We start from the raw sequence: 24,083 nt of genomic DNA, 5'->3' as shown, positions 1-24,083 counted from the left end.
ACAACCCGCAGAACCCAACGTGGAAAGGCTGGACAGACCAGCAGCCCCACCACGCCCAGCCGCAGCCACCAGAGCCCGCCACCGGCCCGCCGGCTCATTTCACCTCAAGGGCCAGGCCGATCCACGGATTGAGGCTAAGCAAGCCGGCGAAGCCCGCAGATTGGCGGACGCGCATCCTCCAGTCGCGGCTTCGCCGGGCGAACCTCAGCCCAGGTCGACGCGTCAAACCGCCCGACGGACGGCGTCGTACATGAAGGTTCTGACGGCTCGCTCGGACGCCGAGACCACGGCTTCAAGTGGGTCACGTCGGTGGTAGATCCGCCAGATCAGCGCGAATGCCACTGCGACGATGACGTGGACCGCGAGGAGCACGGCACGGTCGGCGCCACTTCCCGCCGCCCCGAGTGCGGCGACGTGCAAGCGTGAGTGTCATGCCTCCGGCGGCGACCAGTGGAGCCAGTAGAGGCGTAGCGACCCGGGCAACCAGAAGGCAGGCGCCGAGAACACCGGGCGCCGTGCCGATCGTGTGCAGCAGGTCGAGTGGCGTTCCCGAATGCGGCCCAGACACGGCGAGCCACCACCAGGAAGTCGTTGGGGTGGTACCGCCGAGCGAGGTCGACAACCGACGCTCTACGGCGGGACTACTGACGATCTGGTCGAGGCCGCCGAGCGGGTACAGCAGGGTCCATGACAAGGCCTTGGCAAGCAGGGACAACCCCGCGCAGCCGACAAGCAGGCCCGCTGCCAAGCGCGGCGAGTTCAGAGCAAGCCTCCCGACGGCCAAACCGGCCAGCACGTAAGCCAACCACGGGAACACCGGGTAGTACCCGGTCAGTACAAGTTCTGTGATCAGCGCGCCAGGTTCGTCAAGCGATCCGAAGGACGGGTTGCCGCCACCGGATTCGTACATCGACGAGCGCTCGAGGTGGCTGGGGACCGGCGCGAACAGCACGCATGCCAAGGCCAGCGGCACCAGAGCGCGCGCCCGAAGCGACAGGAGGGGCAAGGTGCAGACGAACAGCAGCGCGTAGTAGACGAGGATGATCGCGACAGGCGTGTCGACCGCTCGGAGCATCAACCCAGGAGTGCAAGCAACCCAGCGCGAGCGATGAGCCCGCTCCGGGCCGCCACGGTGCATGTCCTTCCGGCTGTCGACGAGACCGGACAGACGAGTACCGCCTTCCTTTGTGGGTCTGGCATGCGGACAGCCAACACAGAGGCGGCGAAAACCAGCGGAAAGTGCCGCCTGCCTTCCATCTCCCGGAAGGATGCCGACGACAACAACTCGGTCGTTTCCGGCAGGAACGGCGGCGGCGCCAAGGGCTGCCTGCGGAGAGGTGTACTCCTAGGGTCTCCCACAACCCGGACGGGGCTGCCTACCGTGGCTGACAAGCGACCAGATGCGAGTTCGCGCTCGGAGAAAGGAAGACAATGACCACGCTTGCGATCATCGGCGCCGGCCCAGGACTTGGAGCGGCGGTGGCCGAGAGGTTCGGACGCGAAGGTTTCTCGGTGGCGCTGATCGCCCGGAACCAGGCCAAGCTCGGCGAGCTTGTCGACAGTCTCTCCACACGTGGCATTACCGCGACGGCGTACCTGTCCGATGTGCACGACCGGGACGCGTTGACCCGAGCGCTCGCCGCGGCGGCCGATGAGCTCGGGCCTGTTGAGGTACTGCAGTACAGTCCTGTGCCGCGCCGTGAGTTCCTGCTTCCTCTGCTGGAAACGACCGTCGACGAGCTCAGCACCGCTGTCGAGTTCTCCATCTACGGACCGGTCACCGCGGTCCAGCAGGTCCTTCCCGGCATGAGTGAACTCGGCCGCGGCACGATCCTGTTCGTCAATGGCTCCAGCGCCGTCACGCCCAACCCGAAGGTGGCCGGAACATCGGTGGCATTCGCCGGCGAGTCCGCCTACGGGCAGATGCTCCACGACACGCTCACCGAGCGCAACATCCACGTCGGCCAGCTCATCGTTCCCGGCGCGATCCGAGCAGCCGATCCGGTCTTCGCGCCAGAAGTCCTTGCTGACCGTCTGTGGCGAATGCACCTTGACAAGGGCGCTTACCGCGTGACCGTCGGCCCAGCGACTGCATGAGCGCAAGCAAACGCAACGAGAACACGAGAACGTCGCGGCCCTGAGCGGTCACCGCCGACGCGAGCCCAAGCGGTATCGCGGTCCACGACGGCAGGATCTTATCGCGAACCTGCGCCGCGAACGGCTCCGCGAAGTTCCGGTCGCACGCCCCACCGAATCGGCCGAACAGTTCACCGGAACTCATGGCCGCCTTCGTGATGTGACCGTCGCGCCAGACGGGTCACTTTGGGTCCTGACCAACAACACCTACGGACGCGGCGACCCGTCACCCTACGACGACCACATCATTCGCATCCCCATCAGCCAGCTCCCGCCAACGAATACAGCGACTGGACCTTGCCCATGGCACTCATCCTCGTCACCGGGGCATCCGCCGGACTCGGCCTCGCGACCGCGGCCGCCCTCGCGGAGGCTGAACACGACGTCGTCCTTCATGCACGCAACGCCGATCGCGTCGCGGATCAAGGCATTCGCGACCGCATGCACGAGGTCCTGTACGGCGATCTCGCCCACCTGGACGAGGTCGTTCGACTCGCCCAGCAGGCGAACGCCATCGGCCGATTCGATGCCGTCATCCACAACGCCGGAGTCCTCGACGGTCCTGACGTGTTCGCGGTCAACATCGTCGCCGCCTTCGTGCTCACCGCCATGATGATGCCGCCAAACCGTTCGATCTTCCTCAGCAGCTCGATGCACTCGAGTGGATCAACCGACCTCGGCGCTGTCGAGTTCTCCCGTGCAGGGAACCGTCGGGCGTACGCCGACAGCAAGCTCTACGTCACAGCGCTGGCAATGACGTGTGCCGGACGGTGGCCGGACTCTATGGCGCATGCCGTCGACCCCGGGTGGGTCCCGACACGGATGGGCGGGCCGGCCGCGACCGACAGTCTCGAAGAAGGCCACCGAACCCAGGCGTGGCTCGCAACCGCCGACGAGTCCGAGATCAGTCCACGCTCGGGCGCCTACTGGTACCACCACACGCCACGTCGACCGCATCCCGCCGCTCACGCCCCGGGGTTCCAGCGCGACCTCATGCGCAAACTCGAACAACACACCGGCATCGCCTTCCCCACCTGACGCACGGCCGAACCAAACGATCCCCGAGCAGAAGAGGCCAGGTCGTCGTCGCGTCGTTATTCCAGTTCCGGCAGTACCGGCGAGATCTACCGGCCCTGCCTACACCGTGAGATCCTCAGCACAACCGGTGCCGCGCAGGCCAACGCGCGGGTGCCGGCGCCCATCGGGCCGCGGCACATCGCGTCTGGCGGGCCGGTCGATCTGACCTGCGAGTCTGTTGGGTGGTTCAGATGGCACGTGAACCGATCGCCTGGACGAGCAGGCGGCGCCTGCTGCACCGGGTTCGAACGGCGGCGTGGCCAGTCTCGCTCGTCGTGTGTTTCGGGGCGCTGGGCCTGATCTGGGCACTGCCGGGGATGCGTCGACGCTCAGAACGCAAGGCGGCCAGGTGCACGATCTGCCGCCGTCACCGCGGCCGGGCGAGGCTCTTCATCGGAGGATTCGTCATACTCCAAGCCCTCGGCGCTGCGACCGCGGCATACACCGCGGCCGCTCCACCCTTGCTCTGCCACGCCCACGTGTATCCCGACGGTCGGGTGGAGAGCGAGCCCAGGCTCCAAGACGTTTCCCCGCCACGAACGTGGGGCATCGCCCGGGACATCGCCAACGCTTCGACTACCGGACTCGCGCTCCTCGCGTCCAAGACCGCCGGCATGCGCGAATGCGACGGCCCGCCGCTGACGGTGACCTTCTGGCAGCCGCCCCGCGTCAGCGGCGGCGGCAGTACCGTTGGAGACATTTTCGTGGCGTGGATGCCTGCCGGCGAAGAGGGTTCAAGCTTTCTTCGTGGCGCCCAGGGCTTCGGCCTGGCGGCCGAAGGGCGCGGGCTGCTGGCGACGGAAGGACAGCAGTACGTCCGATACGGTCCCAACATCTCCTCCACCCGGGGCAACGAGATGGAGCTCGCTCGGCACGAGTCTCGGCACACCGACCAGTGGGCCATCATGACACTGATCGGCGGCCCGTTGGCGTTCCCGGCGGCGTACTACGCCGACGGCGCCTTCTTCCCTTTCTCCCGCAACCACTTCGAGCGCGCCGCAAGTCTCTCTGACGGTGGCTACACCGCGCCGCCCGACAATCTGCCGGCGCCGCTACCGGGTGCAGCTGCTGCGGTCGGCGTCGTACTTCTCCTGGTGCTGCGCCGACGGATCCGCTGGTTCTCGCGGATCCTCGCGGCCGGCCGAACCGGCGCCATCGCCCATCAGCCGGGCCGCTGTCCCCTGCACACCACCGGCTGGTTCCACCACCCGGAGCAGCACCGATTCGCAAGTGGAGAGGCGCCGCGCGGCGGGCCGGGCCTCTCGTTCAGGGACGGAGCAGGACCTTGATCGCCTGCCGGGTGTCCATGGCCTGGTAGCCGGCCGCCGCGTCGTCGAGCGGAAGCTCGAGGTCGAACACGCGGCCCGGGCGGATCTTGCGGTTCCAGATCCGGTCGATCAGGTCGGGCAGGTACTGGCGTACGGGTGCGGGGCCGCCGTGCAGGTGGACGTGGGAGAAGAACAGTTCGTCGCCGTTCAGGGTGACGTCGTGGGTGACCCCGACGTACCCGACGTGACCGCCCGGCTTGGTCGAGCCGATCGCCTGGTGCATTGACTCCTGGGTGCCGACCGCCTCGATCACCGAGTGCGCGCCCAGCCCGTTGGTGAGGGCTTTGATCTGCTCGACGCCGGCGTCACCGCGTTCGGTCACGATGTCGGTGGCTCCAAACTCCAGCGCCAGCTTCTGGCGCGGCTCGTGCCGGGACATCGCAATGATCCGTTCCGCGCCGAGCTGCTGCGCGGCCATAACCCCGAGCAGACCGACCGCGCCGTCACCGACCACGGCCACGGTCTTCCCCGGGCCGACTTGGGCGGCGACGGCCGCGAACCAGCCGGTTCCGAGTACGTCGGAAGCCGCCAGGAAATCTGGCACCAGGTCGGCGTCGGGGACCTCCGGGGTCGCGACCAGCGTCCCGTCGGCCAGCGGCACCCGCATCCGCTGCGACTGCGCCGCACCCGACGTCCCCAGCATCTCCCGGTTGACGCAGGACGTCTGGTAGCCGGTCCGGCAGATCTCGCAGGTGTTGTCCGAGGCGAAGAAGGACCCGACCACGAACTGCCCTGGCTTGACCGACGTCACCCCCGAGCCGACCTCTTCGACGATGCCGGCGTACTCGTGCCCCATCGGCATCGGTTCCTCGACCTTGTCCGCTCCGCGGTAAGGCCACAGATCGGAGCCACAAATGCAGGTGGCGGACAGCCGGATGATCGCGTCCGTCGGCTTCAGGATGGCCGGCTCCGGCCGGTCCTCGACCCGGACGTCGCCGGGGGCGTACATCACAACACCACGCATGGTGGAATCTCCTCGCATCGAGCTGAGAGTTGGAGCAGACCGAGCACAGGCCCGGCCAGCTTGAGTCAATCCGACGTGGGCGAGCTGAGGGAGTCTCTGTCGTGACGTGTATTGACAGAGGATCCCAACCGGCGGAACGACGTCGTACCGTCGTTGCTATGGACAACCGTGCCGAGGTCCGCGAGTTCCTGATCTCGCGACGAGCCAAGGTCACCCCGCAACAAGCAGGGTTGCCGGACGGCGGCAACCGTCGAGTGCCCGGCCTGCGCCGCAGCGAGGTCGCCACACTCGCCGGAGTCAGCACCGAGTACTACGCCAAGCTCGAACGCGGCGCCGTCGGCGGCGTATCCGCCTCCGTGCTCGACGCCATCGCCCGCACCCTGCATCTCGATGACGCCGAACGGGCCCACCTCTTCCACCTGGCACAGGCCGCCAACGGGACCAGCAGCCGGATGCGCCCACGCCGCCGCGCCGGCAAACGTTGGACTCCACGTCCCAGCCTGCAAGGGGCCCTCGACCAGTTCACCGCCCCCGCAATCATCGGCAACGGCCGAATGGACCTGCTCGCCTGCAACCATCTCGGCCGCGCGATGCACTCGTCCCTCTACACCGCCACAACGACCACAACGGGGGAACCACCGAACTTCGCCCGGTTCACCTTCCTCGAACTCGACGCCGCTCGAGACTTCTACTCCGACTGGGAAGGCGCCGCCGACATCTGCGTCGCCATCCTGCGCACCGAAGCCGGCCGCGACCCGCACGACAAGGACCTCCACGACCTCGTCGGCGAACTGTCCACCCGCAGCCCCGACTTCCGCCACCGCTGGGGCAGCCACAACGTCCGAACCCACGGAAGCGGCACCAAACACTTCCACCACCACGAGGTCGGCGACCTGGAACTCGCCTACGAAAGCCTCGACCTCATCTCCGACCCCGGTCTCACCCTCACCCTCTACACGGCCGAACCCGACTCACCTACGGCACAAGCCCTCGACCTACTCGCCTCCTGGACTGCCGCCAGCACGAACCCCTCCAGCCTCGACTGATCGCATTGGAAGCTCCGTGAAATCACCTGCCCCAGCAATGCTCGCTCGCTCGGTCATAGCCACCGCGCTCCTGCTCTCCGCGGCCGGCTGCACCGAGGACTCGCCTTCGAGTTCCGCGTCGACCTCGCCTGGCGGCCCGCCATCGAGCGCAACAACCCCGGCACCAACGGCGACAGCCTCGACACCGACTACGCCTTCCAGGAGCAGCAATCCCATGAACATCAGGCTCACCATCGACGGCCGCGCCGTCGACGCCACCCTCAACGACAGTGCCGCCGCCCGCGACCTCGCCGCCCAGTTCCCGCTGACCCTGAACCTGGAAGACTTCCACCAAACAGAGCGAATCGCCTACCCGCCACGACGGCTGTCGACAACCTCCGCCCCGACGACCAGACCCAGGGCCGGCGACCTGGCCTACTACGTACCTTGGGGCAACATCGCTATCTACTACCGCGACGGCGACTCCAGCAGCTCCGACGTGATCATCCTGGGCCACATCAACGCCGACTCCGACGTCCTCGCCAACGCAACGCGACTCACCATCGACACCGCGTCCTGACGCTGGCCCGATGCCGTCCGGCTGCTAGTTCCGCTTGCCCCGGGGGACGATGTTTCCAGTTGAGTCAAGTTTTGTGGATTCATGCGGCGGCCAGCCCTATGGGCGAACCCAGGCGCGCGGGCGCTGTGACTCCGGTGACACATGTGGTCGGCGATCAGGGCGTCGAGCTGCTGAGCTCGAGCTTCGCCCGGCATGGCCCCAGAATTTCGCCCCGCATTTGGCCTCGCGCCTCGCCGATCGCCGGTCCGATTCGACTTTGATGTCACTTCTTTCGAAAGGTTCAACTGTGTCCATTAACGGGTTTGTCCTGCTGCGTACTGAGGGAGTTTCCATCCTGGTGGATCTCACCAGTGGGCGTCTGCCGTCCGTCCCTCACTGGGGTCCCGATCTTGGCGACCTGACTGCTGCGGATGCCGCAGCGCTGAGCCGCGCGAGCGAGTTCCCGCACGAGCCGAGTCTCCCTCACGACGCCGTGCGACTGGCGGTGCTGCCCGAGCATTGGACCGGCTGGGTCGGCCGTCCGGGATTGAGCGGATCACGCGGTGGGCGGGACTGGTCACCGAAGTTCGCCACCACCGCGCTGCGGATCGATGGGCAGCCGACCACGGCCGCTGATGGCTCCATGGTGACGACGGAGGGCCCGACCGAGATCGAGGTCGACGCGGTCGACGCGGTCGCAGAGCTCGCTCTGACCGTCACGATCGGCCTCACCGCCGGTGGTGTGCTCCGGGTGCGCGCCCGGGTGACCAACACTGGGTCCCAGCTGTATGGGCTGTCGTCGCTGACACTGGCCCTCCCAATCCCACCGCTGGCCCGAGAGATCCTCGACATGTGCGGGCGGTGGGGCAAGGAGCGGATCGCCCAGCGCAGTCCGTTCCCGGTGGGGATCCATCTCCGGGAGAACCGTAAGGGCCGCACCGGAGCGGATGCGGCGACCGTCCTGCACGCCGGCACCCCCGGGTTCTCCTTCCAGCACGGCGAGATCTGGGCCGTGCACACGGGGTGGAGCGGCAACCACGTCCATTACGCGGAGCGGTTGTCGACCGGCGAGCAGGTGATCGGTGGCGGTGAACTGCTGCTGCCGGGCGAGGTCGAGCTCGGCGAGGGTGTGTCCTACACCTCGCCCTGGCTCTACGGCTCCTACGGCGTCGGCCTGGACGAGGTGGCGCGGCGGTTCCACCGGTTCCTGCGGGCCCGCCCGCAGCACCCGTCGCCCGATCGTCCGGTGACGATCAACGTCTGGGAGGCCGTGTACTTCGACCACGACCTGGAGCGGCTGGTCGACCTGGCCGAACGGGCGGCAGCGTTGGGGGTTGAGCGCTACGTGCTCGACGACGGATGGTTCGGTTCCCGCCGCGATGATCACTCCGGCTTGGGCGACTGGACGGTGTCGCCGGACATCTGGCCTGACGGGCTGCACCCGATCGTGGACAAGGTCAAGGAGCTCGGGATGGAGTTCGGGCTGTGGTTCGAGCCCGAGATGATCAACATAGACTCCGACGCTGCCCGCGCGCATCCGGACTGGGTGATGGCGACCGGAGACCGCTTGCCGGTGGAGTCACGGTTCCAGCAGGTCATCAACCTGGGCATCCCGGAGTGCTACGCCTTTGTCCGGAACGCCATCTTCGCCATTCTGGCCGAGTACGACATCGACTACATCAAGTGGGATCACAACCGCGACCTCGTCGACGCCGGCACGCAGCCCGCTGGCCGGCCCGGCGTGCGGGAGCAGACACTGGCGTTCTACCGGCTGGTCGACGAGATCAAGGCTGCCCACCCGATGCTGGAGATCGAGTCGTGTTCCGCCGGTGGCGCCCGGGTCGATCTTGGGGTGCTGGAGCGAACCGAGCGGGTGTGGGTGTCGGACTGCATCGACCCGCACGAGCGGCAGCAGATGCACCGATGGACCACGCAACTGATCCCACCGGAGCTGATGGGCGCCCACATCGCCTCCGGGGAGTCCCACACCACGGGCCGGGTACACGACCTGGACTACCGGGCGGCGACGGCCGTGTTCGGCCATCTGGGCATCGAGTGGGATCTGGCCAAGGCGTCGCCAGCCGAGATGGAGGAGCTGTCGAGCTGGATCGGCTTCTACAAACAGCATCGGGGCCTGCTGCTGGCCGGTGACCTGGTGCGGGTCGACTTCCCCGACGCCAGCATGAATGTGCACGGCGTCGTCGCCCCCGATCGCAGCACCGCGATCTACTCGGTCGTCGCGGTCGACCGCTCCGAGGTCGTCTCGGTGGGACGGGTCCCACTGCGCGGTCTGGACCCGGAGCGGCGCTATCGGGTAAAGCCGGTCAAGGAGCTTCTGTCGCGACGCATGCGGCCGCCGCTGTGGTGGGGACTCAGGCCGCCGACCGTCGATGAGTACCAGGCGCCGAACCCCGGTGAGCGGCCGCGGCTGGTGCCCGACGGCGAACAGGGCGTCGAGCTGACCGGAGCCGCCCTGGCGCACGCCGGTCTGATGCCTGCGAATGTCGATCCAGATCACGCGGTGCTCTACCTCGTGACTGCGGTCGACTGACGCGGCTCGGATCAGGCAATGGCGCTGGCCGCCACATCTTGACGGCTCTTCGGGAAGGTGATTCACCCCGGGTTTCGTGGAGGCTGATGACCCGCAAGGCTCGGCATCATGCCTGCAGCACGTAAGTATCCCGAGGAGCTGAAGGAGCGCGCGACGCGGCTGGCGGTGGAGCCCGTCGTGATGCGTCGACGCGGCGGGGAGCGATCGTTCGGATCGCCGGTCAGCTCGACATCCATCCCGAGTCGTTGAGGGGGTGGGTCAGGTGGGCCGAGGCGGCGTCCTCGACCGCGAGCCCCCTTCGAGGGCGCGCCCGACCCCGGACCCCGAAGGCGGTGAGCGTTGCCACCGGGCGATTTCCTCGGCCCGAGCCTCGGCTTCGCGACGGCGAAGCGGTCTCCGGCCTGGCGGCGATGCTGAATCTCGATCAGCGCCCGCTGCGCACGCCGTACCGCTTCGGCGGTCTCGTCCGCCGACGGCACCCGCGGGACATCGGACTCCCCGACCGCCGCCTCGTTCGCGGCAACCTGACGGATGTCGGCCGGCGCCTGGCTCTCCAGCACGGCCCGGTCCTCGGCCGCCTCATCCTTGACAGCCTCGGCCACTTCTGCCGACGCCTGCGCGGTGCGCGTGTTGTCGTCGGCAACGATCCCCTCGACCGGGATTTCGTTGCTCGAACCGTCAGGTTCGGCGTCCTTGGTGGCTAGCTGGTCGTTGACCAGTGCGGCCTCAACGAACTCGGCTGACTGAGCCTGTGCGGTGTCGGTCTCGCGCTGTGCGGCGACGTCGGCCAGTTCGTGCTCATCGGTGACTTCACGGTGTTCATCCTCGTTGTCGGCGGCGTCGATGCTGTCGAGCAATTCCTCAGGGGTTGGTCCGTCGTCGCTGTTGTCGATGCCGCGGACCTCTGGCTCCGCCTCGGCACGCTCGGCGGCGGCGCAGGTTTCGGCGGTGTGGGCCAGCCAGACGGCGCGGGCGTCGTCGGCGACCTGCAACTCGGCAGCACGCGCGTCCAGCGCCGCGGCCAGGGCCTTGGCCTGCTCGGCTTCCGTGCGCAGCCGCTCGCTTGTTGCCGCGTCGTCGCTGGCGTCGGCTTCCGCGATGCGCAGCGCGGCGGTACGGCGTTCGCGTTCGGCGGCCTGGCGGGTGCCGGCGAGTTCCTCGCCGACGTAGGGAGGTGCCCACGCCTTCTCACGCTCGTAGGCGCGGACCCGGACGCGCAGCTGACCGTTCGACATCTCGGCCTCGGCCTCGGCACGGTCGGCCTCGGGCCGTCCCAGGGCGCGCCAGGCGGCATACTGCTCGACCTGGCCGGGTTTCGGTGCGTTGCCGAGCGCGTCGTCGCTGGCGTCGTGGCCCATGACCTCGCGGTGCGCGGCCACCGTGCCGGCCTGCCGAATCCATTCGTCGCGCTCGCGGCCGGGGTCGGTAGGCGGCCGGCCGAACGCCTCGATCGCCCACTGCGGCGGCTCTGCGGCGACCTGCTCGCCGAGTTCGTCGGTGCGGGCGTCTGCGGCGGCGGCGAGGTTGGCCAGGTACGCCGACCACTTGGGGTCATCGATCTGCGGGAGCCGGTCGGTGTAGGTGTCGCCGCTCGGGTCGAACTTCGCGGTTTGCGTGATGCGGTCTTGGATGACGTTGCTGACCTGGCGGGCGTCGTGCAGCGACCGGCGCTGGATCGCCTCGGTCAGCACCTGGCGTGGGTCGTGTCCGGCCAGCTCGGTCCGGCGCAGCAGGTTGTCGAGCGTTCCGGCGCCGTCCTCGATGGCGAGGGTGCTGCGCTGCTCCGCCCTGAGCACGCCGGCGTGGGTGAGTTCGTCCAGCCAGGTAGCGGTCCGCCCGGCGGTGGCGAGCGCGATCCCGTCGGCCAATAGTTCGGCAGGGGTGCGCAGCCGGTCGGCTTCGGCGGCGGACTCGGCCGCGGCCTGCAACGCCGACAGCTGCGGGTCGTCCAGCTCGAACGCGCCGCGCAGCACCGACAGCGTACAGCGACAGCCCCGACACCGAACACGCCTTCCAGGAGCAGCAACGCCATGAACATCCGGCTCACCATCGACGGCCGCGCCGTCGACGCCACCCTCAACGACAGTGCCGCCGCCCGCGACCTCGCCGCCCAGTTCCCGCTGACCCTGAACCTGGAAGACTTCCACCAAACAGAGCGAATCGCCTACCCGCCACGACGGCTGTCGACAACCTCCGCCCCGACGACCAGACCCAGGGCCGGCGACCTGGCCTACTACGTACCTTGGGGCAACATCGCTATCTACTACCGCGACGGCGACTCCAGCAGCTCCGACGTGATCATCCTGGGCCACATCAACGCCGACTCCGACGTCCTCGCCAACGCAACGCGACTCACCATCGACACCGCGTCCTGACGCTGGCCCGATGCCGTCCGGCTGCTAGAGCTTGTAGTCCTCGAGGAGGCGGCGGCCGATGATCATGCGCTGGATGTCCGCGGTGCCCTCGCCGATCAGCAGCATCGGCGCCTCCCGGTAGAGCCGCTCGATTTCGTACTCCTTGGAGAACCCGTAGCCACCGTGGATCCGGAACGAGTCCTCCACCACCTGAGAGCAGTACTCACTGGCCAGATACTTCGCCACACCGGCCTCGAAGTCGTTGCGGGAACCGGAGTCCTTCTTCCGGGCCGCCTTCACCATCAGCTCGTGCGCGGCCTCCACCTTCACCGCCATGTCGGCCAGCCGGAACAGCACCGCCTGATGCTCGGCGATCTTCTTACCGAACGTCTCCCGCTGCTGCGCATACGAGATCCCCAGCTCGAACGCCCGCCGCGCCACCCCGCAACCACGGGCAGCCACGTTCACCCGGCCGACCTCGACCCCGTCCATCATCTGGTAGAAACCCCTGCCCGGGACGCCGCCGAGGATCTGGCCGGCGTCGATCCGGTAGCCGTCGAAGATCAGCTCGGTGGTGTCGACACCCTTGTAACCCATCTTCTCGATCTTGCCCGGCACGGTCAGACCCTTGTCCACCTCGCCGAACCCGGGCTCCTTCTCCACCAGGAACGTGGACATGCGGCGGTAGACCGAGGCTGTGTCTTCAACGCCCTCGTCGGTCTTCACGAGTACGGCGACCAGGTTGCTGGAGCCACCGTTGGTCAACCACATCTTCTGACCGTTGACGACGTACGCGTCACCGTCCTTGACCGCCTTGGTCTTGATCGCGGCCACGTCCGAGCCACAGCCGGGCTCCGACATCGAGAACGCGCCGCGGACGTCGCCGGTCGCCATCCGCGGCAGGTACTTCTGCTTCTGCTCGTCGGTGCCGTGCTGCAACAGCATGTACGCGACGATGAAGTGCGTGTTGATGATGCCGGACACGCTCATCCAGCCGCGGGCGATCTCCTCTACACACAGCGCGTAGGTGAGCAGCGACTCGCCCAGACCGCCGTACTCCTCCGGGATCATCAGACCGAACAGGCCGAGCTCCTTCAGGCCCTCGACGATCTCGGTCGGGTACTCGTCGCGGTGCTCGAGTTCGGTGGCGACCGGAAGGATCTCCGACTCGACGAACGCGCGGACCGTCTTCAGGATCTCCTCCTGGATGTCGGTCAGCCCCTCGGTCTGCTGCAACCTGCTCATCGTCGGCTCCTTGCGTAACGACGTTCCAACGCACCACGGGCGCAACCCTTGCAGGAGCGATGATCATCCGGTTCGAAGTCAAGGTCACTGAAAAGGGGCCAGTCAGGGGCTGCCAGGCCGCACAGGGTGAAGTAGTCCCCCGCGCGGCGCGCGTGGCGCTCCGCCAGCGGCTCCCAGGGCAGACGTGGCCTGCCAGTCACCAGCCAGGTCTCTGGCACCATCTGCACTCCTCCTGCAACTCGGGGTCGAGGCGAGCCCGCCGACACGAAGACTCACCCGTGGAGGTCTATTGTCTTACAATAGCATACTGCGCTTAACGTTCGGCTGAGGGGGTCCGCAGCAGAGCGAAGGATGAGCGTGATTCGTGACGCAGTACGGCGGGCTGCTGGGACAGCGCCCGTCAGGCAGAGTTCTCGGAGCGCTCAGCGGAGTAGCGGAGAACGTACTCAAGGTGCTCATCCATGGCCTCGGCAGCGCTGTCAGGCTTGCCCGCCTCGATGGCCTTGACGATGGCGATATGCTGCTTCACCGTCTTCGTGGCCACAGTCTTGGTGACCTTGAGGTATTGCGCCGGGTGGGTGGCGTCGTGAAGCGCACCGATGAATGCCGCCAACAGGCGGTTGCCTGAGGCGTGCCCGATCGTGGTGTGGAAGGCGAGGTCGTAGGACGGAATCTCCGGGTCGTCGATCGTCGTTGTCCGCTGACGATCCACGATCGACCGGAGCTGCTGGAGATGCTCATCTGTTCTGTTCTCAGCCGCCCATTGCGCGGCGGGAACCTCCAGCACGCGCCTGACCTGGGTCAGCTCCCCCACATGCAGCGCTCCCAGCCGCATGATGACGTCCATCGACTCGCCGATCATCTTTCCGAGCGAGTCCGGCGTGACGCTGTTGACAAAGCTGCCGCCCGCGACGCCCGGAATCTTCCGGATCAGGCCGGCGCTCACCAGCGCCCCGAGGGCTTCCCGGACAGTCGGCCGGCTGACCCCGAACAACTCCGCAAGCGCGGTCTCGGGCGGCAACTTCTCCCCCTGGGCGAACTGCCCCCGAAGGATGGCCTCCCTGATCTGCTCCTCGACCTGGGCCCGCGGGCGAGTAACCTGCCGCACCTGGAACTTAGGTCGCGCCACGTCACCGCTCATCTCTCGGACTCCCTCTCACCGTCGGTCGCAGACCAACCGGTTCTCGCGTCTATCACTTCGCCGGAGTGTACATTGTCTTACCCTTATCGCGACCAGTCATGCCTGCTCAGCGCCCTCAGAAACGCATGGACAGTGAGGAATGCACTTCGCCGCCTCGCCGCAGGGTGACATCGCCCGCGGCGGCGCGGGATGGGTCCTCGTGCCGAACCTCGGCAGCCTCGCCGCAGAAAAGCGGACGCGTGTTCCGGTGGATGACGGACCGGACTCCGGAGGTGCTTCCCTCGAGCCGGAGCACTTCCACCAGCGCGAGAGTCATCAACGGGCCGTGCACGACAAGACCCGGATAACCCTCGACCTGTGTGGCATACGGCCAGTCGAAATGAATTCGATGGCCGTTGCTGGTCGCACTGCTGAAGCGCATCAGCATCACTGAATCGGTCCTGAACAGCCATTGGCCGTCCACCTTCGCCAACAGGCGCGGGGCCGACGAGGAGGATGCGGGTAGAACTGCGGCGGCGGGCGACGCATTCGAGTCCGTAGCGTCGCGGTAAACCAAGTCGCGACGCTCGTCGACAGCCAGATCGCCTCGCTCGCCGTATAGCCGGGTCCGCGACTCGACCAACAGGAATTCACCGTGACGGCCGGACTTGCTCTCGATTCGGACAAGTTCGTCTTCCCGCCGTACCCGGTCACCGACATGGAGTTGGGCATGGAAGTCGACGCGGCCGCCGGCGAACATGCGTCGCTTCCCTCGCAGCGCCGGAGGCAGGTCGCCTGGCCGGGGGTGGCCGTCCGGACCGGTCGTGGACGTCGGGAGCCATTCAGCGAGCGCGACCCAATGCCACAGTGGGGGCAATGCGTCGCCCAAGCCCGGACAAGGAAGTTCGTCGTCGAAGAGGGCAGCCAGCGCTCGGATCGGTGCGGCGTCGAGAACGTGCTCACTGGTTCGGGGGCCGACTTCTCCCAGCTCAGTACGGAGGTTGGAATCACTCATTGGTGGGCCCCGCCATCGATTGCTCTGCTGCCGCCAGAAGACGACGCGCACGGAGGATGACCGGACGGTCGACCATCTGACCGTCGACCACGGCGACCGACTCATGCTCGGCGGCAGCCAGCACGCGACCTGCCCAGGCGAGCTGCTGCGCATCCGGCATCATCATCTCTGCGGCGACAGATACCTGCGCCGGGTGAATACAGAGCTTGCCGCCGAAGCCCAGCCTCCTGGCGTAGGCCAGGTCCGAGCGGAGCACATTCTCCTCGCCGAGCGCGGCGGTGATCCCGTCGATCGGCGGCGCGATCCCGGCTGCCGATGACGCGAGCACCATCATGTTCCGGCTGACCGCCATGGCCTCGCGATCCTCGGGTGTCACTCCCAGCTCGGCTGCGAGATCAAACGTTCCCAAAGCGAGCCGCTCGACGCCCGCCACCTCGGCAATCCGACGGGCGTCAAGGACACCCGCCGACGTCTCGACGAGCGCGATCATCGCGCGCCCCGCGCCCAGCCGTTGCGCCACTGCCATCAGGTTGTCGGCAGCAGCCTTGGGAACCATGGCGATGCAGTCGTGCGACGCCACCATCCGGATGTCCTCGTCGTGCCACGCAGTACCGGACGCGTTCATCCGAACAGCGGACACTGTGCCCGTCCCTAGGTACTCGGCAACCGCGTCCCGAGCCTCGCGCTTGTGCTTTTCGTGAACCGCGTCCTCGAGATCCAGCACAACGAGGTCTGCACCGGACCTCTCGGCCTTGGCGAAGAGTTCCGGTCTGTCGCCGGGGACGAAGAGCAGTGTGCGCGCCGCCCCGGCGCGCCCGATCAGATCGTGCACGGCAGGTCACCTATCGGGCTGCCGCAGCAGTCCGCACCGCCGACGATTCCACGATCACGCAGGCGCCCGATTTCACGTGTCGACAGACCGAGAACCTCTGCCAACACCTCGGCGCCGTGCTCGCCCATCACCGGCGCCGGCACTGGGCCGGTCGTGACGCTGTTCCACCGGAGCGGCCTTCCGGTGGACAACATCGGGCCGATACCCGGTTGGTCGATTCGGGACGCACCTGAACTGGCGTCACCGGCTGCCCGGTGCGCCACTTCCGCCATGTCGAGATACGGACTCCACAGCACTTTCGCGGCTCGCAGCAGCTGTTCGACGGTGCCGAAGTCCCGCTGCGCGAACCATGGTCTGAGCACAGCGGCGATGGTCTCCCGGTGCCGGTACCGGTCTCCCTCGTCGTCGAGATCCGCGCCGAGGACATCTTGGAGCGCGGCGAAGACCGCAGAGGTTTCCGTGACCTCGCGGAGCGCGCGCCACTGAGCGCCGGTCAACGCGACCACCATGACCCGCCGGCGGTCCGCAGTCTCGAAGTCGACCCCGAATGCTCCGAACATGTGGTTCCCCTGTCGGGGCCGCGCGCGGCCAGAGCTGTCTGCCTCGGCGAGCCAACCCATGTTTCCCACCCCGGTCAGTGCAAGGTCGGCGAGCGACAGCTCGAGTCGCGCTCCCTCGCCGGTGCGGCAGCGGTGAAGGACCGCGGTGACGATCGCCATCGCCACGGTCATCCCCGAGAGCAAGTCCCACGCCGGAAGCACGTGGTTGACCGGCGTCTGTGTCTCCGCCGGGCCGGTCATGGTCGGGACGCCAACCTCGGCGTTGATCGTGTAGTCCACGGCCGGCGAGCCGTCGTTGTGCCCTTCGATGTGGGCATGGATCACATCTGGTCGACGCTCACACAGGTCCTCGTACCGCAGTCGGTGACGGCCGACCAGATTGTCGAGGAGCACGCCCGCGTCGGGACCCGGCGCACAGGCCAAGGCCAACAGGAGCTCTCGACCCTCCGGCGAACGATGGTCGATCGCCACCGAACGCTTGCCCTTGTTGAGATTCGCCCAGAACAGGCTTGCCCCAGACCTCGCCAGGGGCCATCGATTGGCATCACTGCCCCCACCCGGCGGATCCACCCGGATCACATCGGCTCCCAGTTGAGCCAGCGCGAGCCCGGCAGAGGGAGCGGCCACGAAAGACGAAACCTCGACGACGCGTAACCCGCTGAGCGGCGCGGGACCGCTGTGCATCGCTGCCTGTTCTCGCTCTGTCATGCCACTACCCGATCGTCAGTCACTTCACAGAAGGTACATTGTCTTACACTTAGATCTCAAGGCACATGACCGACCGGCCAAGGGCTCCCGGACAGGAGAAACAGATGAGCGGACCGACCGCCCTGAAGGCGTCACTCCTCGACCCGCACGTGTGCGTGATCGGCGCCGGCACAATGGGCCGCGGAATTGCCCAGATCGCCGTCGCGGCGGGGCACGCGGTCAGTCTGGTCGACCCCGACGCCGGACAACTGCAGGCAGCCGTCGCCGACATTCGGTCCCGGCTGAATCGCAAACACCCGGAGCTTGCCACAGACCTCGAGACACGACTGCTTTGCGCCAAGTCCATTGACGCCGTACCGGCGGCCGCCGACACCCTCGTGGTCGAGGCCGTGGTGGAGGACCTCGCCGTCAAGGCGACGGTTTTCGCGCAGGCATGGGACCACTTCGGTCCGGGTTGCCTGCTCGCGACCAACACGTCGTCGCTGTCGATCACGGAGATCGCGGCCGCGACCGCGGATCCCACTCGCGTCGTCGGGTTGCACTTCTTCAACCCGGTCCCTGTCATGCGGCTCGTCGAGGTGATCCGCGGCCTGGACACCGACCAGGAAGTGGTCGCTCGGGTTGCCGCCCTGGCCCGATCATGGGGCAAGGAGGTGGCGCACGTGAGGTCCGCTCCGGGGTTCATCGTGAATCGCGTCGCGCGCCCCTTCTACGGCGAGTCGCTGCGACTCCTGGAGGAGCAGACGGCGAGCGCGGAGATTATCGACGAGGTTCTTCGCGGCGCCGGCCAATTCCGGATGGGTCCTTTCGAGCTCATGGATCTCATCGGCAACGATGTCAACTTCACTGTGACGAGCACCGTGTGGCGTGCCTTTAACTTCGATGCCCGGTACGCACCCTCGCAACTGCAGGCCGAACTCGTCGCGGCTGGACGCCTGGGGCGCAAGTCCGGTCGAGGGTTCTACCGCTACGATCTGGACGCCGACCGCCCCCAGCCACCGCCCGCCACGTCGAGAGCGGACTGCCCCGAGCGAGTGGTCATGCACGGCGACAGTCCACAGTTAGCGGCGCTTCTCGAGCGCGCAGGGATCACGCCGCAGGCCGGCGAGACGGGGCAGACGCCATCCGTAGAGTTCCCCGGGCAGGGCATGGTCGTCGTGACACGCGGTTGTACGGCTCAGCTCGAGTCGAGCTCACTCGGCGCACCGGTCGCCGTACTCGATCTATGCCTGGATCCCAGCACGGTGGACCGCCTTGCTCTGGCGTCGACCGACCCGGACCTACTCGCGAGCCTCGTCGCTCTGCTGTCACGCGCAGGAGTCGCAGCGTTCCCGATCGCCGACGCGCCTGGTCTGATCGTGGCCAGGGTGATGTCAATGATCGCCAATGAGGCCTGGGAGGCCGCCCACCAGGGCATCGCGACAACCGAGGACATCGACTCAGCGATGATCCTCGGCACCAACTACCCGATGGGCCCGTTCCGCTGGTCAGAGGAATGGACGCCAGCCGTCGTACTCCAGGTGCTGGACGAGCTGGCGACGGAGTACCGCGACCCCCGCTACCGGCCCAGCATTCGCCTCCGAGCCGCGGCGCGCACACGCACCCTGTCCCAGTCTGCTCGTAGCTCTGCGGTTTCAACTGGCCTCTAGGACATGGAACGGCCGGCCTGGCAGTACGCGATCGCGTGGGGGAGGCAGGAACGCTGTCGAATTGCCCATCACCACAGCACGTGAGCCATCACTGAATCGCAAACCAGGGATGCCGAGACGGGAAACCGCGCCATGAACGATCGGCCGCAGGCCGCACACGCTGGGAAACGTGACATCCGCACACATGACGATGCGCTTTCTGCCAGTAACTTCGCGGACAGGTGAACTCGGTCAGCGTGTAGAGGTCAACACAATCAGCTGACTGCGTCGGTTCCGGCGGCAAGGTGAAGTGCAGTCACGGCCAAATCGTGGTCGTCGGCTGAGGTGAGGCCAGAGATGGCGAGTACGCCGACCATGGTGCCGTGGATGCGGATCGGAACGCCGCCGCCGGTGGGTGCGTAGTCGGCGGCGGACAGCCCGAAGGCAGTGTGAAAGCTCATCAGGTCATCGGCTGCGAGGGTCCCGACCTCTTGGGAGGACCGGTCGAAGCGTTGGACGATGCGGGTCTTACGCATCACCCACTCGTCGTTGTCCGCGGCGGTGCCGGGGAGGGCCGCGTGGAAGACGCGCTGCGCACCGAGGTGGATGCTGATGGTGACGGCAAGCTTCTCCGCACGGCATCGGGCGACCAGCGCGGCGCCGAGCTGCCAGGCATCGTCGTGACAGAAGGAGGCGAAGTCGGGTTCGTCAGGCAATGTCGGCTTCCTTTGAATGGCGCGATCGGATGGCTGCGGCCTGCCCGATCGTCGGTCGTACTTGGCGCTCTGGAGTCAGGGAGCCTGGCTGCCTGACATTAGCCACGCTGACATATACGAGTCAACATGCCGCCCACTGGAAGCAAGTCCGGCTGCTGCTCTACTGGTCGGCGCGGTTCGGCTTCCGTCATGATGCCCGCCGCCGAGGTGGCGTCTCTGCGGTCAGTGTCAGAACGACAGCCTCAAGTGCCTCGGCTGTGACGGTTACCGTGATCGCGCCCGCCGCTGTCGGTCGTACAACCGCGAGAGCTCGACCGTCGAAGGTAGCGTGTTCGCCGGTGTCGTAGCGTTCGACGTTGTCGGGCCGGGCGCTCCCAAGGGCCTGCAGTACGCCGGCACCTTCCACGGAGACCGCGACCTGACGGTCCTCCGACGTCACGAGGGTGCCCGTGGCGTCGCGCAACTCAATGGAGATGAACGCGAGATCCGCGTCGTCCGCTCGGAGCACGTTCCTGTCAGCCGAAACGGTCAAAGACGTCGCACCGACCGCGGACCGCAGTGTCGTCCGGCCGGTCTCAGATCCGTTCCGGTAGGCGATCGCGCTGAGCTCACCGGGTTGGTACTCGGTCTCGAAGATCGCGGTGAGCGGCATCGATCCTCCCACGGTCTGACGTGCAAGGGTCTTGCCGTCCAGGACCAAGTCGACCTCGTCCCCGTCGGTGTACACCTCCACCCGAATCGGCGTACCCGGCTCGACAGGCCAGGTCCAGCTTCCGATCGAGTCGCTCCAGGACCAGGCGCCGTCCGTCGGGATTCGGCGGTAGTGCTCGGGACGCTGAACCGCGATGTACGGCTCCGAACGCAACCCGAAGACGATCTCGCGACAGTACGACGCCGGCCGCCGGCAACCGGTGATGTCCAGGTCACCACACCACGCAGCGATCCACGGAAACGGAGCTGCGAAACTCCGCGAAGTGTCCGTGTACTGCACTCGGCCGATGCCGGCCTCGCCGAGGTAATCGAATCCGGTCCAGGTGAAATCTCCGATCACGTGAGGGTTGCCAAGGATCAGGGCCCAGTTCTTCGCGATCCGTGCCGGGAAGGTTTCCGTACCCAGGATGATCCGATTCGGGAACAACTCTCGGTCGAGCGCGTAGCGCGCATCGGCGTAGTTCATGCCCGCGACATCGAGGACACCGAACGACTCGGCTGTCCGCTCCGTCACCAGCGACGACCCGGCGATCTCGTCGTGAAACCTCCCCAGCAGGTCGTTGACTCCGCCGTCGTCCCCGGCGGCCCCGGCCGCTGCGCGGAGCTGCTCCGCGAAGTCGCCGATGGTCGACACGAAAGGGTTGATGCCGTTCGTCACGAATCGTGTCGGATCCAGTGAGCGAACTTTCTCCGCCAGCAGTCGACCCAACTCCGAACCCAACGCATTGCCCGTCTCGGGAATCTCGTTGCCGATCGAGTACAAGATGACACTGGGATGATTGATGTCCTTCAGCACCATCGCCTCGACATCGCGCTCCCACCATTCCGGGAACGACAGCGAATAGTCGAACGAGGACTTCGACTCCGTCCAGACGTCAAAGGCCTCGTCGATCACCAGCATCCCCACCCGGTCACAGGCATCCAGCATCGCCGTACTGAGCGGATTGTGCGACGACCGGATCGCATTGAAACCGGCAGCCTTGAGCAGCTCGACCTTCCGCTCCTCCGCCCGGCCGATCGCCGCCGCTCCCAGGATCCCGTTGTCGTGGTGCACACACGCACCACGCAGCTTCACCGTCTCGCCGTTGATCCGCAGCCCGTACTCCGGATCCAGCCGCAACGTCCGTACGCCGAACTTCGTGTGCTGCTCGTCGACGACAACGTCAGCCGCGCGCACCCTGACCGTTGCCCCATACAACTGAGGATCGTCCACGTTCCACAGCCGAGGCTCCCCCACATACGCGCGGATCCGCGACCACGCGGCGCCCCCTGCTCGCGTCGTGACGGGCGCCGAGCCACTCGCGACCACCAGACCCACATCGTCGACGATATCGACTTCCACGGTGACCGTCTCGGTGCTGAGCCCATCGTTGCGTACGTCAACCGCGACCTCGACAACTGCGCGTTCCGCGTCGACGTCCGGCGTGGTGACTCGCACACCACGCCACCCGATATGCACCAGCTCGGTGACGATCAACCTCGTATCCCGGAAGATGCCGGCACCGGTGTACCACCGCGAGTCATCGTGCGATCGGGCCTCCACCCGGACGACGTTCGGCTCGCCGTACCGCAGGTACGGGCTGAGGTCCACCACGAACGACGAGTAGCCGTACGGACGCTGACCCGCGGCAACGTCGTTCACGAACACCACCGCATCCCGATACACCCCGTCGAACTCGAGCTGAACCCGCTGTGCCCGCCACTCTTCGGGAACGTCGAAGCTCTTGGAGTACTCAAAGCATCCCCCGGGGAAGTACGCGCGTGCGGCGCCATGTTCCGCAGCCCGCTCCATCGAGATCATCGCATCGTGCGGAAGCGTGACAGGTACAGCCTCCTCCGGTGGCCCGGCAATCTGGGCGAAGATACTGGCCTTCGGCCGAACCGCCCAACCCCCGTTGAACGACTCAGTAGTCATTGCTGTCTCCCTGCTTTGTTTAGCAACTGGGGCCCTCTCTGAAGAACGGCAGCGAGGGCACACCGACCCAGGTTCGAAGGGCACTCATTGATGCACTAGGTTTCAAGTATCCACGCACTGTGTTTTCTCCAATAATAGAAGGGGAATCAGCCCTTCACGCCGCCGGTGAACGCGCCCGGACTCCCCATTCCACAGGAGGTAGTTGTTCCGGGATCCCTCCAGGGTGACCATCCGGGATCGCGTCCTGCGCGTGGATCCGCACCAGGTATAGGCCGGCGGAGCTGACCAGCAAGGGCAGGATGATCGTCCATGGACAGTTTCCCCAGCATCTACGAGCCCGCGTACGTGACGCTCCACGGTACGGCCGGACCGGCGCTCGGGATCAGCGTCGACCCTGCCCTACGCCGCGACCGGTGGCCTGGCGGACGCCAGCACCTGTGCGCGTGCCTCATCGATCGTGGCGAGGACCGAGACCGTCTCATCGAGGGAGTGCAATGGGGACTCGGTCAGGCCCGCCGCAACGTACGAGGCGAGGGCATTCGCCTGGTAGCTCAGCGCGTCGTAGCTCTCTTCGAAGGTGTCGTCGACCCAGGTCAGAGCCTCTTCCGTAGCGTTCGAGTGTTCCGTTAGCGTGACGCCACTCGGTGCAAAGAACGAACTCATGACCTCGACTCGCCCCTCGGAACCGATCACCATCGCCCTTGTGGGCAACTTCGACACCATCGAAGTCGCCAGGAGCGCCTGCGCCCCACTTGCCGTCTCCAACAGGACTGCCGCTCGCGCGTCGACACCGGTCGAGGTCATCGCCCCCGATGCTCGCACCCCTCTGGGTTCGCCGATCGCGAACGACGCGAATGAGATCGGGTAGACGCCCGCATCGAGCAGAGCTCCGCCGCCAAGAGCGGGATCCCACATCCGGCTGCTGGGGTCAAAGGGCGCGCTGAAGCCGAAGTCCGCGGTGACGAGATGGACGTCGCCGAGCGCACCGTCAGCGAGGAGTTGCCGAACGATGTCCGTCTGCGGGAGATAGCGGGTCCACATCGCCTCCATCGCGAAGACGCTCGCGGCGCGCGCGGCGGCCACGATCTCCCCAGCCTCCACAGCCGACATCGCAAACGGCTTCTCGACCAATACATGCTTTCCCGCCGCGATCGCGAGCAAAGCGAACTCACGGTGCGAGCTGTGTGGGGTGGCGATGTAGACGACGTCGACGGACGGGTCGGACACGAGCGCCTCGGCTGTCGGCGACACCTTCTCGATGTCGTGCTCGGCGGCGAACCCCAAGCTCCGCTCGGTGCTGCGGGCGGCGACGGCCACGATCCGTTGAGTTGTGTGGGTGTGGAGCGCCCGGGTGAACCTGGTGGCGATCCAGCCGGTCCCGATGATGCCCCAGCGCAAAGGGGGGACGTCGGACGGGTCGATCAGGCGGGGCACAGGAAGTGTGCCGGTCATGAATCCTCGCGGGAGATCAGGAGGGGAAGCCGACCAAGACTTCAGCCGGCGATGGCGAGCGGATGGTGGACGTGGGCTTTAACGGAGATGCCGCTGGCGATCCCGGATCGATAGATCTGACAGTAAACAGACTGGCAGTGAGCCTAATTGCCTTACAGATTTGCGTCAAGACAACGCCTGGACGCCC

General features: G+C 66.8%; 19 protein-coding genes and 1 pseudogene. 9 read left to right on the top strand and 11 right to left on the bottom strand.

All coding sequences use genetic code 11. The features are described 5' to 3' along the window. Positions 1–301 precede the first annotated feature (301 nt). Complete coding sequence (locus tag EV643_RS09130; RefSeq protein ID WP_370452241.1) at positions 302–1,078, bottom strand: heparan-alpha-glucosaminide N-acetyltransferase domain-containing protein; 777 nt, start codon at positions 1,076–1,078, stop codon at positions 302–304. Positions 1,079–1,431: 353 nt separating this feature from the next. On the opposite strand from EV643_RS09130, the gene EV643_RS09125 reads away from it, so the two are divergent. From EV643_RS09125 to EV643_RS09110, 4 genes and pseudogenes are all read left to right on the top strand, one after another. Further along, positions 1,432–2,097 (top strand): SDR family NAD(P)-dependent oxidoreductase, encoded by a 666-nt coding sequence (locus EV643_RS09125; protein WP_133799543.1) that lies wholly within the window; start codon positions 1,432–1,434, stop codon positions 2,095–2,097. Then, a pseudogene (locus EV643_RS46870) lies at positions 2,090–2,341 on the top strand (PQQ-dependent sugar dehydrogenase); the annotation flags it as partial. The gene EV643_RS09125 and the pseudogene EV643_RS46870, both read left to right, overlap by 8 nt. A gap of 98 nt (positions 2,342–2,439) precedes the next feature. Continuing rightward, on the top strand, positions 2,440–3,174 hold the full coding sequence (locus EV643_RS09115; RefSeq protein WP_133799542.1) for an SDR family NAD(P)-dependent oxidoreductase: 735 nt from the start codon (positions 2,440–2,442) through the stop codon (positions 3,172–3,174). A gap of 230 nt (positions 3,175–3,404) precedes the next feature. Beyond that, complete coding sequence (locus EV643_RS09110) at positions 3,405–4,502, top strand: hypothetical protein (RefSeq protein WP_133799541.1); 1,098 nt, start codon at positions 3,405–3,407, stop codon at positions 4,500–4,502. On the opposite strand, the gene EV643_RS09105 is transcribed toward EV643_RS09110, so the two are convergent. Continuing rightward, positions 4,480–5,505 (bottom strand): zinc-dependent alcohol dehydrogenase family protein, encoded by a 1,026-nt coding sequence (locus tag EV643_RS09105; protein WP_133799540.1) that lies wholly within the window; start codon positions 5,503–5,505, stop codon positions 4,480–4,482. The genes EV643_RS09110 and EV643_RS09105 overlap by 23 nt on opposite strands. Before the next feature lie 158 nt (positions 5,506–5,663). Here EV643_RS09105 and EV643_RS09100 point away from each other — a divergent pair, with 158 nt between their 5' ends. The 3 genes from EV643_RS09100 (at position 5,664) to EV643_RS09090 (ending at position 9,640) form a co-directional block, all read left to right on the top strand. Beyond that, positions 5,664–6,551 (top strand): helix-turn-helix transcriptional regulator, encoded by an 888-nt coding sequence (locus tag EV643_RS09100; RefSeq protein WP_133799539.1) that lies wholly within the window; start codon positions 5,664–5,666, stop codon positions 6,549–6,551. Between the two features lie 214 nt (positions 6,552–6,765). Then, entirely contained in the window at positions 6,766–7,110 is a 345-nt protein-coding gene (locus EV643_RS09095) for a cyclophilin-like fold protein (RefSeq protein ID WP_133799536.1), read from the top strand. Positions 7,111–7,447: 337 nt separating this feature from the next. After that, the gene (locus tag EV643_RS09090; protein WP_238165460.1) at positions 7,448–9,640 is read left to right on the top strand and encodes an alpha-galactosidase; all 2,193 of its coding nucleotides are present in this window, start codon (positions 7,448–7,450) and stop codon (positions 9,638–9,640) included. A 62-nt stretch (positions 9,641–9,702) separates the two neighbouring features. On the opposite strand, the gene EV643_RS09085 is transcribed toward EV643_RS09090, so the two are convergent. Next, positions 9,703–11,613: a hypothetical protein gene (locus tag EV643_RS09085; RefSeq protein WP_133799537.1), complete on the bottom strand. Its 1,911-nt coding sequence runs from the start codon at positions 11,611–11,613 to the stop codon at positions 9,703–9,705. Between the two features lie 57 nt (positions 11,614–11,670). Between EV643_RS09085 and EV643_RS09080 the strand changes: the two genes are divergently transcribed. After that, positions 11,671–12,015 carry a cyclophilin-like fold protein gene (locus EV643_RS09080; protein ID WP_133799536.1) on the top strand — a complete coding sequence of 115 codons (345 nt, stop codon included), beginning with the start codon at positions 11,671–11,673 and terminating at the stop codon, positions 12,013–12,015. A 24-nt stretch (positions 12,016–12,039) separates the two neighbouring features. Here EV643_RS09080 and EV643_RS09075 read toward each other — a convergent pair whose 3' ends face one another. The 5 genes from EV643_RS09075 to EV643_RS09055 form a co-directional block, all read right to left on the bottom strand. Beyond that, the gene (locus EV643_RS09075; protein WP_133799535.1) at positions 12,040–13,239 is read right to left on the bottom strand and encodes an acyl-CoA dehydrogenase family protein; all 1,200 of its coding nucleotides are present in this window, start codon (positions 13,237–13,239) and stop codon (positions 12,040–12,042) included. 400 nt (positions 13,240–13,639) lie between these two features. Continuing rightward, positions 13,640–14,380, bottom strand: a complete 741-nt coding sequence (locus EV643_RS09070; protein ID WP_133799534.1) for a FadR/GntR family transcriptional regulator — start codon at positions 14,378–14,380, stop codon at positions 13,640–13,642. A 115-nt stretch (positions 14,381–14,495) separates the two neighbouring features. Beyond that, the gene (locus tag EV643_RS09065; protein WP_133799533.1) at positions 14,496–15,374 is read right to left on the bottom strand and encodes an FAS1-like dehydratase domain-containing protein; all 879 of its coding nucleotides are present in this window, start codon (positions 15,372–15,374) and stop codon (positions 14,496–14,498) included. Beyond that, positions 15,367–16,206, bottom strand: coding sequence for an HpcH/HpaI aldolase/citrate lyase family protein (locus EV643_RS09060; protein ID WP_133799532.1), 840 nt, complete (start codon positions 16,204–16,206; stop codon positions 15,367–15,369). The genes EV643_RS09065 and EV643_RS09060 overlap by 8 nt, the downstream gene beginning before the upstream one ends. After that, entirely contained in the window at positions 16,194–17,474 is a 1,281-nt protein-coding gene (locus EV643_RS09055) for a CoA transferase (RefSeq protein WP_202869459.1), read from the bottom strand. The genes EV643_RS09060 and EV643_RS09055 overlap by 13 nt, the downstream gene beginning before the upstream one ends. A 104-nt stretch (positions 17,475–17,578) precedes the next feature. Between EV643_RS09055 and EV643_RS09050 the strand changes: the two genes are divergently transcribed. Then, positions 17,579–19,123 (top strand): 3-hydroxyacyl-CoA dehydrogenase, encoded by a 1,545-nt coding sequence (locus tag EV643_RS09050; protein ID WP_133799531.1) that lies wholly within the window; start codon positions 17,579–17,581, stop codon positions 19,121–19,123. Positions 19,124–19,377: 254 nt separating this feature from the next. On the opposite strand, the gene EV643_RS09045 is transcribed toward EV643_RS09050, so the two are convergent. The 3 genes from EV643_RS09045 to EV643_RS09035 form a co-directional block, all read right to left on the bottom strand. Next, the gene (locus EV643_RS09045; protein WP_166665372.1) at positions 19,378–19,818 is read right to left on the bottom strand and encodes a heme-degrading domain-containing protein; all 441 of its coding nucleotides are present in this window, start codon (positions 19,816–19,818) and stop codon (positions 19,378–19,380) included. A gap of 187 nt (positions 19,819–20,005) precedes the next feature. After that, entirely contained in the window at positions 20,006–22,444 is a 2,439-nt protein-coding gene (locus EV643_RS09040; protein WP_133799529.1) for a glycoside hydrolase family 2 TIM barrel-domain containing protein, read from the bottom strand. A gap of 399 nt (positions 22,445–22,843) precedes the next feature. Continuing rightward, positions 22,844–23,896, bottom strand: coding sequence for a Gfo/Idh/MocA family protein (locus EV643_RS09035; RefSeq protein WP_133799528.1), 1,053 nt, complete (start codon positions 23,894–23,896; stop codon positions 22,844–22,846). Positions 23,897–24,083: the final 187 nt, after the last annotated feature.

The organism is Kribbella caucasensis, assembly GCF_004361855.1.
Lineage (GTDB): Bacteria > Actinomycetota > Actinomycetes > Propionibacteriales > Kribbellaceae > Kribbella > Kribbella caucasensis.
This window is presented reverse-complemented; position numbering and strand designations above follow the sequence as displayed.

Coding starts and splice junctions, on each gene's coding strand:
- EV643_RS09125 (WP_133799543.1), top strand. CDS start 1,432: ATGACCACGCTTGCGATCATCGGCGCCGGCCCAGGACTTGGAGCGGCG.
- EV643_RS09115 (WP_133799542.1), top strand. CDS start 2,440: ATGGCACTCATCCTCGTCACCGGGGCATCCGCCGGACTCGGCCTCGCG.
- EV643_RS09110 (WP_133799541.1), top strand. CDS start 3,405: ATGGCACGTGAACCGATCGCCTGGACGAGCAGGCGGCGCCTGCTGCAC.
- EV643_RS09105 (WP_133799540.1), bottom strand. CDS start 5,505: ATGCGTGGTGTTGTGATGTACGCCCCCGGCGACGTCCGGGTCGAGGAC.
- EV643_RS09100 (WP_133799539.1), top strand. CDS start 5,664: ATGGACAACCGTGCCGAGGTCCGCGAGTTCCTGATCTCGCGACGAGCC.
- EV643_RS09095 (WP_133799536.1), top strand. CDS start 6,766: ATGAACATCAGGCTCACCATCGACGGCCGCGCCGTCGACGCCACCCTC.
- EV643_RS09080 (WP_133799536.1), top strand. CDS start 11,671: ATGAACATCCGGCTCACCATCGACGGCCGCGCCGTCGACGCCACCCTC.
- EV643_RS09075 (WP_133799535.1), bottom strand. CDS start 13,239: ATGAGCAGGTTGCAGCAGACCGAGGGGCTGACCGACATCCAGGAGGAG.
- EV643_RS09070 (WP_133799534.1), bottom strand. CDS start 14,380: ATGAGCGGTGACGTGGCGCGACCTAAGTTCCAGGTGCGGCAGGTTACT.
- EV643_RS09065 (WP_133799533.1), bottom strand. CDS start 15,374: ATGAGTGATTCCAACCTCCGTACTGAGCTGGGAGAAGTCGGCCCCCGA.
- EV643_RS09055 (WP_202869459.1), bottom strand. CDS start 17,474: ATGACAGAGCGAGAACAGGCAGCGATGCACAGCGGTCCCGCGCCGCTC.
- EV643_RS09050 (WP_133799531.1), top strand. CDS start 17,579: ATGAGCGGACCGACCGCCCTGAAGGCGTCACTCCTCGACCCGCACGTG.
- EV643_RS09040 (WP_133799529.1), bottom strand. CDS start 22,444: ATGACTACTGAGTCGTTCAACGGGGGTTGGGCGGTTCGGCCGAAGGCC.
- EV643_RS09035 (WP_133799528.1), bottom strand. CDS start 23,896: ATGACCGGCACACTTCCTGTGCCCCGCCTGATCGACCCGTCCGACGTC.